The 14,896-nt window shown below is 56.8% G+C and carries 14 protein-coding genes; 3 read left to right on the top strand and 11 right to left on the bottom strand.

The genetic code is table 11. The features are described from left to right. Positions 1–344: 344 nt before the first annotated feature. Positions 345–1,175 (top strand): class I SAM-dependent methyltransferase, encoded by an 831-nt coding sequence (locus ACR0KN_RS22065; protein ID WP_319545300.1) that lies wholly within the window; start codon positions 345–347, stop codon positions 1,173–1,175. A gap of 87 nt (positions 1,176–1,262) precedes the next feature. Further along, positions 1,263–1,961 (top strand): SDR family NAD(P)-dependent oxidoreductase, encoded by a 699-nt coding sequence (locus tag ACR0KN_RS22060; RefSeq protein WP_480656608.1) that lies wholly within the window; start codon positions 1,263–1,265, stop codon positions 1,959–1,961. Between the two features lie 91 nt (positions 1,962–2,052). Here the strand turns inward: ACR0KN_RS22060 and ACR0KN_RS22055 are convergent, their stop codons facing one another. The 3 genes from ACR0KN_RS22055 to ACR0KN_RS22045 all read right to left on the bottom strand — a co-directional run bounded on the left by ACR0KN_RS22055 (position 2,053) and on the right by ACR0KN_RS22045 (position 3,126). Continuing rightward, a complete protein-coding gene (locus ACR0KN_RS22055) occupies positions 2,053–2,349 on the bottom strand; it encodes an antibiotic biosynthesis monooxygenase family protein (RefSeq protein WP_319545301.1) in 297 nt (98 codons plus the stop codon). Positions 2,350–2,496: 147 nt separating this feature from the next. After that, positions 2,497–2,892, bottom strand: coding sequence for a rhodanese-like domain-containing protein (locus ACR0KN_RS22050; RefSeq protein WP_170780946.1), 396 nt, complete (start codon positions 2,890–2,892; stop codon positions 2,497–2,499). Between the two features lie 33 nt (positions 2,893–2,925). Further along, on the bottom strand, positions 2,926–3,126 hold the full coding sequence (locus ACR0KN_RS22045) for a DUF1059 domain-containing protein (protein ID WP_170745557.1): 201 nt from the start codon (positions 3,124–3,126) through the stop codon (positions 2,926–2,928). Positions 3,127–3,416: 290 nt separating this feature from the next. Between ACR0KN_RS22045 and ACR0KN_RS22040 the strand changes: the two genes are divergently transcribed. Next, positions 3,417–5,042 (top strand): hypothetical protein, encoded by a 1,626-nt coding sequence (locus ACR0KN_RS22040; protein ID WP_480656605.1) that lies wholly within the window; start codon positions 3,417–3,419, stop codon positions 5,040–5,042. Between the two features lie 629 nt (positions 5,043–5,671). Here the strand turns inward: ACR0KN_RS22040 and ACR0KN_RS22035 are convergent. The 8 genes from ACR0KN_RS22035 to ACR0KN_RS22000 form a co-directional block, all read right to left on the bottom strand. Continuing rightward, positions 5,672–6,124 (bottom strand): SRPBCC family protein, encoded by a 453-nt coding sequence (locus ACR0KN_RS22035; RefSeq protein WP_170774773.1) that lies wholly within the window; start codon positions 6,122–6,124, stop codon positions 5,672–5,674. A gap of 106 nt (positions 6,125–6,230) precedes the next feature. Then, positions 6,231–7,043: an XdhC family protein gene (locus ACR0KN_RS22030; RefSeq protein ID WP_170471737.1), complete on the bottom strand. Its 813-nt coding sequence runs from the start codon at positions 7,041–7,043 to the stop codon at positions 6,231–6,233. 12 nt (positions 7,044–7,055) lie between these two features. Next, positions 7,056–8,243, bottom strand: a complete 1,188-nt coding sequence (locus ACR0KN_RS22025; protein WP_480656610.1) for a vWA domain-containing protein — start codon at positions 8,241–8,243, stop codon at positions 7,056–7,058. Further along, positions 8,243–9,109: an AAA family ATPase gene (locus ACR0KN_RS22020; protein WP_480656602.1), complete on the bottom strand. Its 867-nt coding sequence runs from the start codon at positions 9,107–9,109 to the stop codon at positions 8,243–8,245. The genes ACR0KN_RS22025 and ACR0KN_RS22020 overlap by 1 nt, the downstream gene beginning before the upstream one ends. Positions 9,110–9,162: 53 nt before the next feature. After that, complete coding sequence (locus ACR0KN_RS22015; protein ID WP_480656600.1) at positions 9,163–11,580, bottom strand: aerobic carbon-monoxide dehydrogenase large subunit; 2,418 nt, start codon at positions 11,578–11,580, stop codon at positions 9,163–9,165. Further along, positions 11,577–12,071, bottom strand: a complete 495-nt coding sequence (locus tag ACR0KN_RS22010; protein WP_093963851.1) for a (2Fe-2S)-binding protein — start codon at positions 12,069–12,071, stop codon at positions 11,577–11,579. Before ACR0KN_RS22010 ends, ACR0KN_RS22015 begins: the two co-directional genes overlap by 4 nt. A 14-nt stretch (positions 12,072–12,085) precedes the next feature. Continuing rightward, positions 12,086–12,919, bottom strand: coding sequence for an FAD binding domain-containing protein (locus tag ACR0KN_RS22005; protein ID WP_480656598.1), 834 nt, complete (start codon positions 12,917–12,919; stop codon positions 12,086–12,088). A 140-nt stretch (positions 12,920–13,059) separates the two neighbouring features. After that, complete coding sequence (locus ACR0KN_RS22000; protein WP_480656596.1) at positions 13,060–14,142, bottom strand: MHYT domain-containing protein; 1,083 nt, start codon at positions 14,140–14,142, stop codon at positions 13,060–13,062. Positions 14,143–14,896: the final 754 nt, after the last annotated feature.

Raw genomic sequence — 14,896 nt, 5'->3', positions numbered from 1 at the left:
AAACCGCGCAAACAGGCCGGACACATGACTGCTTCTGACAAATGCACAAATCAGATCAAAAACGTCTTGCTATGCAGGAGCCATCCACACAAGCCTTTCGCTGCACTAGGCGTGAACGACTTCTACGTGGACAAAGCTGCCGATAAGTCAGTTTGTCGGGATGTGTGACAACGGCCCAATGCAGCCGTTCGACCTTGATCACCGTCGCCGCGATGCGGCCCGTCAAAGGAGACATTCGCTGCACGGGCGAAGATGGAAGACAGACGCAGGTCCGAAGAGCGGACGAAGCTGACATTCTGGCTCACCCTGTGTATCCTGACGGCATCGATTAGGGAAGCTTCAATATGACCAATCCCAACGAAGTCGCGCACCATTACCATTCCGGTCACTTGCTCAAACGGATTTCCGATGGTTGCGCAGCACTGGACCTGACCCCGCCAATTTCCCACGACGCTTTGGCGCCGGTTGACGAGTTTCACATTGGCGGGCGTCTCGCGACCGAACCTTTTGTGAAAGCTCTCGGCCTTTCACCTGAAAGCCGGGTTGTCGATTTTGGCTGTGGGCTCGGGGGTCCGGCACGCTATGTGGCGGCGGCCACCGGGGCGTATGTGACCGGTGTCGATTTAACCGCCGAGTTTGTGGAAACCGGTCGCGCTCTTACAGAATGGACGGGCTTGTCACACCGAGTTCAACTCATCGAAGGCAGCGTGTTGGAATTGCCGCTGGACACTGACTCCATGGACGCCGCTTACATGATCCATGTCGGCATGAACATCGCGGACAAAGTCGGCATCGCCCGTGAGGCGAAGCGAGTGCTCAGGCCAGGCGGAATTTTTGCGATTTACGATGTTATGCAAGTCGGAGAGGGGCAAATGGACTATCCCGCACCCTGGGCGTCATCTGCAGATCAAAGCGCACTGACTTCTCCGGAGACATATGAAGCTGCTTTGAAATCTGCCGGTTTCGAGGTGAGTGACCGGATCGACCGCACTGCATTCGCCAAACAGTTCTTTGCAGATCTGGCAGCTGCGCAAAGCCGTTCAGATGGCCCTCCACCTTTGGGTCTTCATCTTATAATGGGCGATGACACCGCGCTTAAGGTTCAACATATGGTCAGGAATATCGAACGTGGTTTGATTGCCCCAATTGAAATCCACGCGCGCCTTCCAGTTTAGCTGCTTTGACTAACAGGTCAGGTTTGGCCTTTCTTAAGTGGGGTGGCGGTTTGTGGTAATCTTCCATAAGCAAATCGGGGAATGCTCATGGCTGAAACAGCTCTGATTACGGGTGCCTCAAGTGGAATAGGCCGGGCAACGGCCATCGACCTGGCTTCGAAAGGGTGGAACATACTCGCGCATGGACGCCGCGAGGACGCGCTGCAAGAAACAATTGCCATGGTTGAGGCCGCAGGTGGCGCGGGCGAATGGTTTGCCGCAGAAATGGGCGACATGACTTCTGTGGCCGCTCTCGCAGACTGGGCGCTGCAAAGCGAGCGGTTGGACGCGATGGTTCACTGCGCCGCCAAGTTCACCTACGGCGCTGTTTCGATTGACCGCTTTTCAGATTGGGACACATCCATCGACCAAGTGCTGCGGGCAACCATCAGACTGACCGCGCATGTCTTGCCTGCGATCCGTGAAACAGAGGGGGCATTTGTCTATATCTGCGGGCCTACATCCTGGCTGGGCTGGAAAAATCACGCCATTCATTGTGCCCTGCGGCATGCGCAGGCTGGTTTCGCCAAGGCTCTGTTCGAAGATGTCCGCGAAGACGGTGTTCGGGTCACCCTTGTGCACCCGGGGTTTGTCAACACTCCAGACGTGTCCGACGCAGGCAAAGACCGCTCCAAAATGATTCCGCTTGAAGAAATTTCAACGCTAATCTCGACTGCAGTAATGCTGCCCAACAACGCCTGCGTCACGGAACTCACAGTGCGCCCCCAAAGGACGCCATATCTGTAACAGGCTCTATCTGGTTGGTCGTTCAGAAATTGCTGACCCACGCGCACAGCAACATCCGCCAGGGCCCGAGGCCGATAGCAGGTGGTCTGCTTTACAACTCCACCAGGTCGTAGTGTTTGATTGACCGAGCTTCGACAAGTGCGGCTTCTGCCGGATCGATATGGGGGCTTTCATAGTCCTCCCCTACAAACGCCTTTAGAGACTCCAGACTGTCCCAAATCATCACAAAGCTGAACTCTCTCGGGGAACCTGATCTTGCGGCGCCCGGAAAGACTTGGACGACGCCCTCGGTCCGTTTCATCAATGGAATGGCAGTTTCGTGAAAGAATTTACTGAACTCTTTCTCGTTGCCTGGCCTCACAAGCACCTGAAAAATCCGCATGATCATGTGTGCATCCTCCAACAACGGCGATGCCTGGATACTTGCCTGCCTAAATCGGGCGCATCGTAGCACAATTTATTTTGCGCGTCCGTAAGGGCTCGGAGCGGTAACCACGCCCTTTCAAGTGACGGCTGGTAAGACGAGATAGCACCATCAAAGTCGTTGAGTGGTGGCCCCAGCATTGATCAAAGCTGCCATGCCCCCATCGACGAAGCGAACATGTTGGAACCCCATTGAGGTCAGGACGTTTGCTGCGGCAGCGCCACGATAGCTTGGAGCGCCGCCGCACGTTGTGAAGATCGTCCTGGTTCGGTCCTGCAATTCCGAACTCCGATACTCGCTCTCCAGATCTGCCATCCAAGCAACTGCGCGGCCGGGCGCAGCTACAGCATTTGGGTACACACCGGTGGCGTTCATTTCCGCGGTGTCCCTTACATCGACCAAGAGTACTTTTTGGTCATTCTCTAATGTTGCGAGTGCTTCGGCAGCGGAGATGCCTTCAGCAGCCGAAATTTCCTCTTCTTCCATTTGAGCAAATGTGCGCGCCATGTCGACCTCCAGTCGTCTGTGCCAGAGCACGTTTCAGACGTTCACGGGTTTAATCAAGGTCGCCAGATAGGCCCGTGTTTCACCATCCCAATCAGCAGGATTTTCGTCATGAGCAACTTGCGCATGAAGTTCCATAAGTTTCCAAACTTCATCCTTGGTCTCGGCGACCACGCTTGCGGGACAGGCCGCCATCCCTTCACAATCCCGACAAGCATATGAGAACGCGTTCGCCATCTAGTTTCTCCCCCTTGTTTGAACCAAGGATAGCAGATTGGGCACTATTCACCGAATCCGGCAAGTAGATTGACTGTTTGTGAGACGTGGTCATCGCTGTGAAAGTCGCCTTTGGGGCTCTCCTGGCACCTTCGCCGCGATCTGCGCCAAGGGCCAGTTTGGTACCATGCCGCCATTCACTGCATTGCTTTGTTGATGCCCCGAGGTCGCATCGCCCGCTTTCAAAAGATGACAATGCCTTAGCGTTGTCTTAACGTCGTTTTATGAGAGCTCGCCTTGCCGTGATCTTGATGGCTGACCTGGTCGGCTATACGTCCGCAATGGAGGCGGATCAGTCGCTCGCAATCGAGTTGGTCCGCGAACTTCGTGATAAACTTCTAGAACCCGAGGCCGTCCGAAGAGGCGGCGAGATACTGAAGCGTATGGGCGATGGATGGATAATTGCCTTTCCGTCGATATCAGCGGCAATCGAAACCGCTCAATTTGTGCAAATTGCGTTGGTCGACCATGAAAAAATCAGGCTGAGGATGGCCGCGCACCTCGGGGAGATCATTCAAGACGAGACCGACATTTATGGTACCGGCATCAACATCACTGCGCGCCTGCAGACTGAGGCGCCACCCGGTGGTGTGATGATCTCCGAAGACCTCAAGCGGCAGTTGGACGAAAAGCTTTCAGCGGGTTTCAGCGATGCGGGTGCGTACGACTTAAAGAATCTTGCTAATCCGGTGAATGGGTTTCAATGGCGGCCCGCAACACAGCGTGAGAAAGAACACACCGAATTGCCTTCTATTGCAGTGGAGCCGGTCACAAGTGCCCCCGAAACTAGAGAAACGCTCGAGGTTTGCGCTGATCTGCAGGAGCAACTGGTTTACAGTCTTTCGCGCCGCACTGGTGTGCGTGTAATCGCAACAGATTCAATGTCTGAGACTAATGCAACGTATAGCCTGAGATGCCGATTGCGTTGCCGAGAAACCGAAGCAAGGATCTCGGCCAGCCTTACCCGGTTGGGAGATGGACAGGTAACCTGGTCGCGCTTCTTAAACGGAGATTCAGAGGATTTGTTTGAATTAAGCGACCGGGCTGCAGAACAGCTGTCAGACGATTTACGTCTGCAAATCAATGCGTTTGACGGTCACCGACTTAATGATATTCCAGACGATCAATTGAGCCCAAGTGAGTTGAGATCCCGAGCGGCAATGCTGTTTTACCGTGCCACCGTCGAGGACTATAATCATGCGGGTAAGTTGCTGGAGCGAGCGCTTCGACTTGATCCCGAGAATGGGTCCGGGCTTGCGATGTGGTGCGAAGCCAAACTGTACCCCTTGGAGGCATGCTATCGCGAGGCTGATCCTGATTTACGCACGCGGATCATCGAGTCTGCGAATAAAGCCGTTCAGACTGCGCCGCGTTCCGACTATTGCTGGTACACGCGGGCCCAGGTGCGCGCGCGCCTCGCGGGTGATCTGAATGGTGCAAGGAAGGACATCGATAGAATTTTCCGGCTGAATCCCAGCTATGTTTTGGGCATGGAGGCGAGCGGTTATACCGAAATTATTGCCGGCAACTGGGAAGCTGCTCGGAAGAGTTTGGTAGAGGCTGTGGATCGTTCCACCGAAGATCCGTTTCTGCCATACCGGCTTTATCCCCTTTCGATTGCACACATGATGGCAGGTGATCAGCAACTCGCGCTTGAAGCAATTTCGGACGCGACTGAAATGCGTCCCTACTGTCGACACTTCTGGTTGGTGAAGACGTGGATACTCAGAAAGTCGCGAATGCACTCCAAAGCGGAGGCTGCTGCAGAACGCGCGGAAACGCTGTCAGAAAAAGCGGATATCCTTGCACAAAACCTTCATCTGCCTGACCCCATCAAAGAGGATATAGGGTTGCCAGGTGATCCGATCCAAGCATAGAGGCCTAGATGGGTTATGAGAGCGTGGGCTGATAGCCGAACGGCAGACATCTGCCTCGTTCTCGCCTTTCGATATTCTACCCCGATCCAACCTAAAGCGTGTTACCTACATTCACCGCGGGAGATGAGTTGCGTCATTTCTCAGGGCAGCTTTGTCCGCACAGCGGTCATTGATGCACTACGTTGCGAAAGACTGCTGTGAGCCCAAAGCGGCACTTGAATCGATAGTGGCTATGCTGCGTCTGCAACCCGTATTGCTGATCAAGCGCTGGCTGCATTGTTTGCAGTGCGTGAACGTGCACAATTACGAAAAATGCAGTTGCAGCGAATTTCAGCAAAAAGTGTGTGCCAAGGTGTAACTTCTCATCGCGGCCATGGTTTGGCGCCCGCTGCCGCCCTCTTGGGACATTGCTGCCGCAACCCCCTGCCGGGCAGTGGATGATGGGCGCGGATCACGGTGCTGTCGATCATATGCAGGTTGTGAGGAACGGCTCCGCTTTGGTTCAAAGTATCCATGTTCGACTTCCATAGAAGGGCTGACAAGTATAGACCTGACAACACCGCTTCAGCGGATCAACAATTTTGCGCAAAACCGCTTGATTGGGAAGGCCCGTTACCGAAGTCCAAACCCTAGCCGACGCGTTGCTCGGCGACGATTTCCCCAAACTTGTCGAAAAACTTGGCTGAAAGTTTTTTTGCAGTCCCAGCAATCAACCGGCTGCCCAATTGCGCTATTTTTCCGCCGATTGTGACCTTGGCAGTATAGGATAAAACTGTTTCCTCGCCCTCCGTGCTAAGATTGACATCCGCACCCCCTTTGGCAAAGCCCGCAGCGCCACCTTTTCCTTCACCAGTCAGGGAAAACTCATCCGGAGCTTTGGAGTTGTCCAACGTCACTTCGCCGCTGAACCGAGCTTTGACGGGGCCGATTTTGAGCACGACTTTGGCCTCCAAGTGCTCGGGAGAATGTTGGATCAGTTCCTCACACCCAGGAATGCACTCTCTCAACACATCCGGATCATTCAGCGCTCGGTACACGACGTCACGCGGAGCAGAGATACGGATTTCGTCATTTAGTTCCATTTGAGAGTCCTTTACTCAACAGCATCTTGGGAAAACGCGAAGTGCGGTCTCGGTCGCCTCTTCCGGGGTCTGTTCCGGCTTCACAGTCCGAAGGGATTGCAACCATCTACGCCATTTTTTCATCATGCGACGTCTCCTCGGAATTGTCTGAATTCCGCCAGAGGATGATCTCGGCGAGGATCGACAGGGCGATTTCGTGCGGGTCGATTCCATGGATATCCAGACCGGCCGGTGACTTGAGCCGACTGGTTTGCTCAGCGGTCAATCCCTGCGCTTCCAACCTCTCGCATAACACCTTGGCCTTGCGGTGGCTCGCGACCATCGAAACGCGTCGTGCTGGTGATTCAAGCGCAGATTTCAGCGCTGCGCCATCGCCCTTCCCTTGTGAGGCAACCACCGCGAAATCGCGTGGTTCAACCCCCAATGCGTTTAGGTCATTTGGATCAAAACCGATGAATTCCACCGAACTTTCGGAACCTTCAGGCAAACAAACACGCAACCCGATCAGCGCCGCGTGCGCGGCAAGCGCGTGTGCAATCGGAGACTCTCCGAAAATGATCAAGCGCGGGGCGTGCTGATAGGGTTCGATCAGCAAATCGACCGTTCCGCCCGAAGGACAACCGCTTTTGAAGGTCTCAACACCATCCGGGTCTGTCATCGCCACTACCTTGTCTGAAGGTTTCACGCGGATCATTTTCGGAGTTCCACCCGCAAGTGCCTCCTGCGCCGATGCGCGTACAACGCGCTGCACGCACGCTCCGCCCAGATGCCCCAAAATACAGCCGTCCCGCATGATCACGGCCTTGCCACCTGCCTTGGCCGAAGTTGCGTCGGCAGTGCGAAGGACCGTTGCCACGCAAAAGGCATCGCCCTTTTTGCGCAACTCCTCAATCGTGTCGAAAATGTCGAAACCTGCCATCGAAGTGTCCTTTCACAGTTTTCGGAATTCGGGTTCCAACGCCGCCAGCGCGTCGAGCGTGTTGGCCGGCAGGTGCGCATCCAGATAAGGTTCTGCTGCCTGCATAGCGGCGGCAATGGGCTGATAGTCTTTCCATCCTTTAAGAGGATTCAGCCAAACAATCCGCCGCGCCTTGCGCCGAATCCGAGCCAGAGCATCTCCCAGGGCCTCAGGCGACTCGCTGCAATACCCGTCTGAGAGGATCAATACGATCGTCCGCCCGTTCAATGCGCGAGCACCATATCCGTTCAGAAACCTCTCAAGGCTTCCCGAGATGTCGGTCCCACCGCCGAACCCTTCGGCCATCAGCGATAACCGCCCTGCCGCGCGTAACGAGTCGTGGTCGCGCAGCGCATCCGTAACGCGCATCAGGCGGGTATGGAAGAGATAGGCGTCCGCCTCTGTTCCACTGCCGATCAGACCCTTGAGGAAGGCCAGAAAAACCCGCGAATAGACAGTCATCGATCCGCTGACGTCACACAAGGCCACAATCCGCATTGGGCGTGATGGGCGAGCCCGGCGATACAGATCCATCGGCTCTCCTCCTCGTGCGAGGCTGGCGCGTTGAATCCGGCGCATATCCAAAGCAGAGCCCCGCAGAGCTTGCTTTCGCCTACGCGAGCGGCGGTCGCGGATCGCACGCGCGATGGCGGTCGCGGCCTGTTCCGCCTGCCTCAGGGCGTCTTCATCCATGAGCTCGCGCAAATCCCGGCGCGACTGGTTGTCCGTACGGGTTGCAATCAGCTTCCCGTCTCTCCCCATTGCCTCCCCATCGCCGGACTCGGGTGCGGTGGCCTGATCCGCATCGGTCTCGGATTCCTGAACATCCTGGCTCTCTTGCTGCCAGATCATCGGCTTGGCGGATTGAACTCGCACATGCGCGGTTTGGGCGGTTCCCGTGCGCTGCTTGCCTGTGTTGAACCAATAGGCTTCGAACAGGTCATCAAACCTCCGCCAATCGTCGGCGTCACCGGCCAGCAACACGCAGAGCGCCTGCTGGGCCTGTCTGACATCCATCGCCTCGACCGCCGCCAGCGCAGCCACTGCATCCCCCGTTTCAGCCGGCCCGACGCGTAGTCCGTTCATACGCAAATGCGCGATGAAACCGGACATTCGTTCCGACAAACCAGATGCGCGAGCGGGGAACCGGGTGATCTGCATCACGCCACCTTTCCGATCAAACGATCCGTCACCTCGGGCGGAGCAGCGTCGTAATCGGCGGCGGTTTTCAGAAGGCAAACCAACGTGGCTTGAACCTCTTCGCGGGACTGCGCCATGTCGTTTACACCCAGCCCCGAAAGGGCCGCCGCCCAGTCCAACATTTCGGCAATGCCGGGGGTCTTCTCCAAGTCTTCTTTGCGCAGCGCCTGCACAACGCCAACAATCTGGCGCGCCAGCAGCCCTTCAACTTCGGGCATGCGGGCTTTCAGGATCGCCATTTCCGTTTCACGCGATGGGTAGTCAAGGAAACTATACAGGCAACGACGCCGCAGCGCGTCCGAAAGATCCCGCGTCCCATTCGCCGTCAGGATCACGATGGGCCGCGAACGCGCCTTGATGGTGCCAAGCTCGGGGATCGTGATCTGAAAGTCCGACAAAATCTCAAGCAGATAGGCCTCAAACTCCTCATCCGCCCGGTCGATTTCATCGATCAGAAGAACAGGTGGTTCTTCTTCGCTGATCGCTTCTAGTAAAGGTCGCTTTAGCAAATAGTCATCAGTGAATAGCTGGGCCTCCCTGGCGCCACCCTGTGCCTCGCTTGCACGAATAGCCAGCAACTGGCGCTGGTAATTCCATTCATATATCGCGTGGCTGGCATCCAACCCTTCGTAGCATTGCAACCGGATCAACCGCGCCGCGCGCTGTGCTGCCAACGCCTTTGCGACCTCGGTTTTCCCGACCCCTGCTGGCCCTTCCAACAGCAGCGGACGCCCAAGCAACTGCGCCAGATGAAGCGCCATCGCCAATCGGTCATCGGCAACGTAGCCCACCTCGGCCAAGCCTTGCTGAATGTGCTGCAAGCTCATGCAATTCTCCCGGAATGCCGCCGCGCCGTATTCCAGCGCGGCAGCTTTTCCTGTTAGCCGTGCATTCCCAGACCGTTGGCGATCTTCCAGATACGCCAGTGGTCATGCGGCATGTGGCTTTGGACTAGGCCAAACGGACGGAAGGCATCATGCACCGCGTTCGAGAACGCAGGAACGCCACCGACATTCGGGCTTTCGCCAACGCCTTTTGCACCGATCGGGTGGTGCGGAGACGGCGTCACCGTGTGATCGGTGGTGTAGTTGGGCGTCTCCCACGCGGTGGGCAAGAAGAAGTCCATCAACGTACCGGTCTTGACGTTACCCATCTCATCATACGCGATTTCCTGACCCATAGCGATTGCCAGAGCCTCGGTCACGCCGCCATGGACCTGACCTTCGATGATCATGGGGTTGATCCGGGTCCCGCAATCGTCCAGCGCATAGAACTGCCGGACCTCCCATTCTCCGGTATCGACGTCGATCTCCATGACGCATATATAGGCCCCGAACGGGTAGGTCATGTTCGGCGGGTCATAGTAGCTTACGGCCTCCAGACCGGGTTCCAGCCCCGGAATGGCCTGATTATATGCGGCAAAGGCGATTTCTTTCATCGTCTTGAACCGCTCAGGCGCACCTTTGACCGAGAACCGATCCACGTCCCATTCGACATCGTCATCGTGGACCTCAAGCAAGTAAGCCGCGATCATCTGTGCCTTGGCGCGGATTTTGCGGGCGGCCATCGCCGTTGCCGCACCGGCCACAGGTGTCGACCGAGACCCATAGGTGCCAAGCCCGTAGGGCGCGGTATCAGTGTCGCCTTCTTCCAGCGTGATGTCATCGGCAGGCAGGCCGATCTCGCTGGCGATAATCTGGGCGAAGGTCGTTGCATGACCCTGACCCTGACTGATCGTCCCCAGCCGTGCGATGGCGGAACCGGTTGGGTGAATCCGGATTTCGCATGAGTCGAACATTCCCAACCCAAGGATATCGCAGTTCTTGACCGGTCCAGCCCCGACAATTTCGGTGAAATGCGTCAGGCCGATGCCCAGCAGTTTGCGGGTCTTTCCGGCTTTGAAGTCCTCGATCCGTTGCGCCTGTTCCGCCCGCAGACCTTCATAGTCGACAGCTTTCAGCGCCTTGTCCCAAGCGGTGTGATAATCGCCCGAGTCATACTCCCAGCCCAGCGCGGACTGATAAGGGAACTGATCGGCCTTGATGAAGTTGATCCGGCGTAGCTCGGCCGCGTCCATGTTCAGCTTGATGGCCAGAACCTCGATCATCCGCTCGATGAAATAGGCGGCCTCGGTCACCCGGAACGAGCAACGATAGGCGACACCGCCCGGTGCCTTGTTGGTGTAAACCCCATCCACAGCCAGATAAGCCGTAGGAATGTCGTAGGATCCGGTGCAGATGTTCATGAAACCGGCCGGGAATTTGGTCGGGTCGGCACAAGCGTCAAATCCACCATGATCCGCTGTGGTGTGGCACCAGAGACCGGTGATCTTGCCATCCTTGGTCGCGGCGATCTTGCCCTGCATCCAGTAATCGCGGGCAAAGGCGGTGGACATAAGGTTTTCCATCCGATTCTCGACCCATTTCACCGGCTGGCCGGTGACTATCGAGGCGACAACCGAGCAGACATAGCCCGCATAGGCACCAACTTTGTTACCAAAGCCGCCACCGATATCAGGGCTGATCACCCGGATATTGTGCTCGGCCAGACCCGAGATTAGCGACACAACAGTCCGGATCGCGTGGGGGGCTTGGAAGGTGCCAAACAGCGTCAACTTGCCGGTCACCTTATCCATCGAGGCAACACAGCCGCAGGTCTCCAGCGGGCAGGGATGGGTCCGATGGTAATAAACCATCTCTTCGGCCACAACATCGGCCTCGCCCAGAACGGCTTCGGTCGCGTCTTTGTCGCCCTGTTCCCAGGTGAAGATGTGGTTGTGATGCTTACGCGGCCCATGGGCGCCTTCAGTCTGACCTACGAGATCTTCACGCAGGACAACGTCCGATTTCAGCGCCTCGAACGGGTCGGTCAGGACGGGAAGTTCTTCGTAGTCAACCTCAACCAGCTCTGCCGCATCGGCGGCCATGTACCGATTTTCGGCAACGACATAGGCAACTTCCTGACCTTGGAACAGAACCTTGCCATCGGCCAGAACCATTTGCTTGTCACCGGCCAGCGTCGGCATCCAATGCAGACCCAGTGGAGCCAGATCCTCGGCTGTCAAAACGGCAACAACACCGGGCACAGCCAACGCGGCCTCTTTGTTCACACTGACAACGCGAGCGTGGGCATAAGGCGACCGGACAAATGCGCCGAACAGCATCCCGTCCAGCTTGATGTCATCGACATAGTTCCCCTTGCCCTGGGTAAAGCGCACATCCTCGACACGTTTGCGCGAGCTTCCCATCCCTTTGAGGTTGGCGGCGCGCTCTTCGGGGGTCATAGTTTGATCGTTCATTCCGCGGCCTCCTTCTGAGCATTGAGCATGTCAGCCGAGGCTGAGATCGCCTTGACGATGTTCTGATACCCGGTACAGCGGCAGAGGTTCCCCGCCATGCCAAAGCGGATTTCTTCCTCAGTCGGATTCGGGTTTTCCTGCAGCAGGCGATGCGCGCGGGTGATCATGCCCGGCGTGCAGAAGCCGCACTGTAGCCCGTGATGTTCGCGGAACATTTCCTGCAGAACACCCAGGCTGCCATCGTCATTGGTCAGGCCTTCGACAGTGGTAATATCAGCACCGTTTACTTGCGCGACAAAGGTCGTGCAGGATTTGACGGATTTACCGTCGATATCCACGGTGCAGGCGCCGCAATGGCTGGTCTCGCACCCAATATGAGGACCGGTGATTTTCAGATCTTCCCGCAGGAAGTGGATCAACAGCGTGCGCGGCTCAGCCAGACCTTCGACCTGCTTGCCGTTCACGGTGAGTTTGACGTGCATTTTCGACATGAGTGTTTCTCCCCTCAGACCGCACGGCTTTGAGCACGGTCGATGGCGCGGCGCAGCATCACAGCAGCCACGTGTTTCTTGAATTCGACGGGGCCGCGGTTGTCAGCGACCGGGTCGATCGCGTCGAGCATCGCGGCGACACAGCCGCTGACGTCTCCGTCGGCCAGCGCATTGCTTGCGCTCTCGGACCAGATGGGGGTGTCTGCCAGATTGGTCATCGCAACCGAGGCCTGACCGTTGCCAACCATCACAGCAGCCGCAGCGGTCGCATAGTCGCCGATCTTGCGTTTCTGTTTTTCATAGGCCTGACCAACGCCCGCGCCCGGCACGGGGATTGAAATCCGGGTGAGGATTTCCTCATCCTCACGAGCGGTAAAGTACGCCGCCTCGTAGAACTCTCGTGCCGCCACGCGGCGGGTGCCGTCAGGGCCGGAAAGCTCGAATGTCGCGTTCATGCACTGCATCAGCCCGGGCATGTCGTTGCCGGGATCGCCATTGGCGACATTGCCGCCGACGGTCCCCATGTAACGCACCTGAGGGTCCGCAATCTGCAGGGCAGCCTCGCGGATCAGCGGAATGGCGGTAGCCAGACCATCATGGATGATCAATTCATGCTGCGTAACCATCGCGCCAAGCGAGACGGTTTCCGACCCAATCTGGATGCCTTTCAATTCCTCAATGGCCTGCAGATCAACCAGATGGCCCATCTCGGCCATGCGTAGCTTCATCATGGGGATCAGGCTGTGCCCGCCCGCGATCACGCGCGCTTCATCTCCGTGTTCCTGTAGAATGCCAATGGCCGAGGCGATATCGCCTGGCCGGTGATACTCAAAACCGGCTGGTATCATATTTTTCCTCCCTGGGTCCAAGCGGTGTGCCTTGGGGATCCTGCGAGGTAGGAAAGAACGTGTGACTTAAGGCTTCCAGCGATCGGGAACAGGTCGCGCTGCTTGTTTCACGAAATGCGAATAGGTTGCACGAACTGCGATCAGAGGCCGAGAGCCTCGCGAATGTCCGTCAGGCGGGACCGGCTGACCGGCACTTTGGCCAACGCGTCGACACCGTCAAAATAACAGGTGCCGTTGTCTTTGTGACGTTCAAAGCTAGAGACGTGTTTGGGGTTCACCAGATAGCTGCGATGGGCACGCAAAAACCCGTCTGGTTTCAGGCGGTTCTCGGCCTCGGTGATCGACCAAGGGCAGAACAGTTTTTCAGCACCCATATAGAGAACGGTATAATGCCCCTCGGCCCGAATGGCGGCGATGCGGTTGGGTTCGGCGAAAAAAGTCTGACCCTCGCGCTCGAATGGAACACCGGCACGCAGGGCTGCGGGTTCTGCAGGACGTTCGGGTGCAGGCGCCTCCTTAGGTTCGATGAACGAGATTCCCGTCAGCAGGAACGCTCCGCAAATCAGAAACACCGAAACGGTGACACCCATCGCCAGAACCTGATTGTCCAGCGCAGGTCCCGCGCCACCGGCGCTATCGCTGGCGACAAAATCGGTCAGCGCGGTGGCCACAAAATGCATGGTAAACACGGCCAGCCCAAAGCAGACCGTGCCCAAAAGAATATTGCGCTGCGTGCGATTACCATAGGCGACCCAGATGGCCGCAACCGACAGTATCACCGAAGCCAACGTCGCCAACACCACATCCAATGCATTATAGACGGGACGGCACAGCTGCATTCCGGCCATTCCGATATAGTGCATCACCACGATCCCTAGGCCTACGATCACCCCAGACCCGATCATAATCTGAGGCGTGCGTGGGCGAAAATGCAGCAGCAAAAGCGCCAGTCCAACCATCAGGATCGCGACCAGAGCAGAAATCAGTGTGATCAGAGCGTCATAGTAAAACAGGATCGGCAGTTGCAGACCCAGCATGGCGACAAAATGCATCGACCAGATGCCGCCACCCAGAATGACTGCCGCCAGAGCAACCACAAGCTTACGCCGCTGACTGTCAAGCTGGGATGCACCATGGGTCAGATACAGCCCGGTAAATCCCGCCATCAGCGACACGGCCAAAGAGGCCGCCACAAGCCAGGCGTTGTGCGAATAGTCCAGCATATAGGTGTACCCGCCCTCCCCAGCGCGTGTCTGACGTTAGCAAACTGAAATTCCCGGCACAATCTTCTCTGACCGGACTGCAGCAGCACGCGCAGAGGAATTCGAACCGGTCTCAATGAAGCTTGCAAAGCTGTCTTGTGCCCGGCACCGAGTTCGCGCCATTCGGCAGCAGCGCCGAAACGTGTCTGCACGAAAATGTCCAGGCTAGAGAGGGATCACTCTTAGTTAAAGTGATTGCGGATCTAGGCATGAAAGGTGGCGATTACTGGACATTCAATTCAAGTTGTGTCCAAGCAAGCTTCACCGCTAAAGACAATTTGCCTGCCTCCTACGGCTACCGACCTATCCAGACGATCACGATTTAGAGTACGGGCCAGACCGGAGCAAAGATCCAATAGGCCCGAAGGCTACGTGACCAAACAGGCGCTAACGCGTTTGAACACTTCGCGAATACACTGTCCATTTTCGGATCACTATATCGCCTTGCGACCGGCCACGTGCCTTTTTGTCCAGATCTCAGGCCGTGCCTAAGCCTGCCATCGGATAGGGGATTTTCCTTGTTGAAGCATAGTGCTGACAAATCGGCTGCGCGTCGGCTTCCAATTTTCACTTTTCAAGCAGAAGATAGTTCGCGAAGCCCGCTTCGGGCTGGAATTGGCAGCTCGCGGCCCAATTCGGACCTTCGCGGAGTATTCAAGATGCCGCGGTCGCAGCCTGCCAAAGCTGATGGGGTGGATGGCTCCTGCTCCAACCG

The sequence above is a fragment of the Ruegeria sp. AP7 genome, assembly GCF_056539905.1.
Note: the sequence above shows the minus strand (reverse complement) of the source record. Positions and strands in the feature narration are given on the sequence as shown.

What these genes read in the sequence shown, in the direction of transcription:
- ACR0KN_RS22050 (WP_170780946.1), bottom strand. Translation starts at nt 2,892, where the DNA reads ATGGCGCGCACATTTGCTCAAATGGAAGAAGAGGAAATTTCGGCTGCT.
- ACR0KN_RS22000 (WP_480656596.1), bottom strand. Translation starts at nt 14,142, where the DNA reads ATGCTGGACTATTCGCACAACGCCTGGCTTGTGGCGGCCTCTTTGGCC.
- ACR0KN_RS22015 (WP_480656600.1), bottom strand. Translation starts at nt 11,580, where the DNA reads ATGAACGATCAAACTATGACCCCCGAAGAGCGCGCCGCCAACCTCAAA.
- ACR0KN_RS22005 (WP_480656598.1), bottom strand. Translation starts at nt 12,919, where the DNA reads ATGATACCAGCCGGTTTTGAGTATCACCGGCCAGGCGATATCGCCTCG.
- ACR0KN_RS22035 (WP_170774773.1), bottom strand. Translation starts at nt 6,124, where the DNA reads ATGGAACTAAATGACGAAATCCGTATCTCTGCTCCGCGTGACGTCGTG.
- ACR0KN_RS22030 (WP_170471737.1), bottom strand. Translation starts at nt 7,043, where the DNA reads ATGGCAGGTTTCGACATTTTCGACACGATTGAGGAGTTGCGCAAAAAG.
- ACR0KN_RS22010 (WP_093963851.1), bottom strand. Translation starts at nt 12,071, where the DNA reads ATGTCGAAAATGCACGTCAAACTCACCGTGAACGGCAAGCAGGTCGAA.
- ACR0KN_RS22045 (WP_170745557.1), bottom strand. Translation starts at nt 3,126, where the DNA reads ATGGCGAACGCGTTCTCATATGCTTGTCGGGATTGTGAAGGGATGGCG.
- ACR0KN_RS22040 (WP_480656605.1), top strand. Translation starts at nt 3,417, where the DNA reads ATGGCTGACCTGGTCGGCTATACGTCCGCAATGGAGGCGGATCAGTCG.
- ACR0KN_RS22055 (WP_319545301.1), bottom strand. Translation starts at nt 2,349, where the DNA reads ATGATCATGCGGATTTTTCAGGTGCTTGTGAGGCCAGGCAACGAGAAA.
- ACR0KN_RS22025 (WP_480656610.1), bottom strand. Translation starts at nt 8,243, where the DNA reads ATGCAGATCACCCGGTTCCCCGCTCGCGCATCTGGTTTGTCGGAACGA.
- ACR0KN_RS22060 (WP_480656608.1), top strand. Translation starts at nt 1,263, where the DNA reads ATGGCTGAAACAGCTCTGATTACGGGTGCCTCAAGTGGAATAGGCCGG.
- ACR0KN_RS22065 (WP_319545300.1), top strand. Translation starts at nt 345, where the DNA reads ATGACCAATCCCAACGAAGTCGCGCACCATTACCATTCCGGTCACTTG.
- ACR0KN_RS22020 (WP_480656602.1), bottom strand. Translation starts at nt 9,109, where the DNA reads ATGAGCTTGCAGCACATTCAGCAAGGCTTGGCCGAGGTGGGCTACGTT.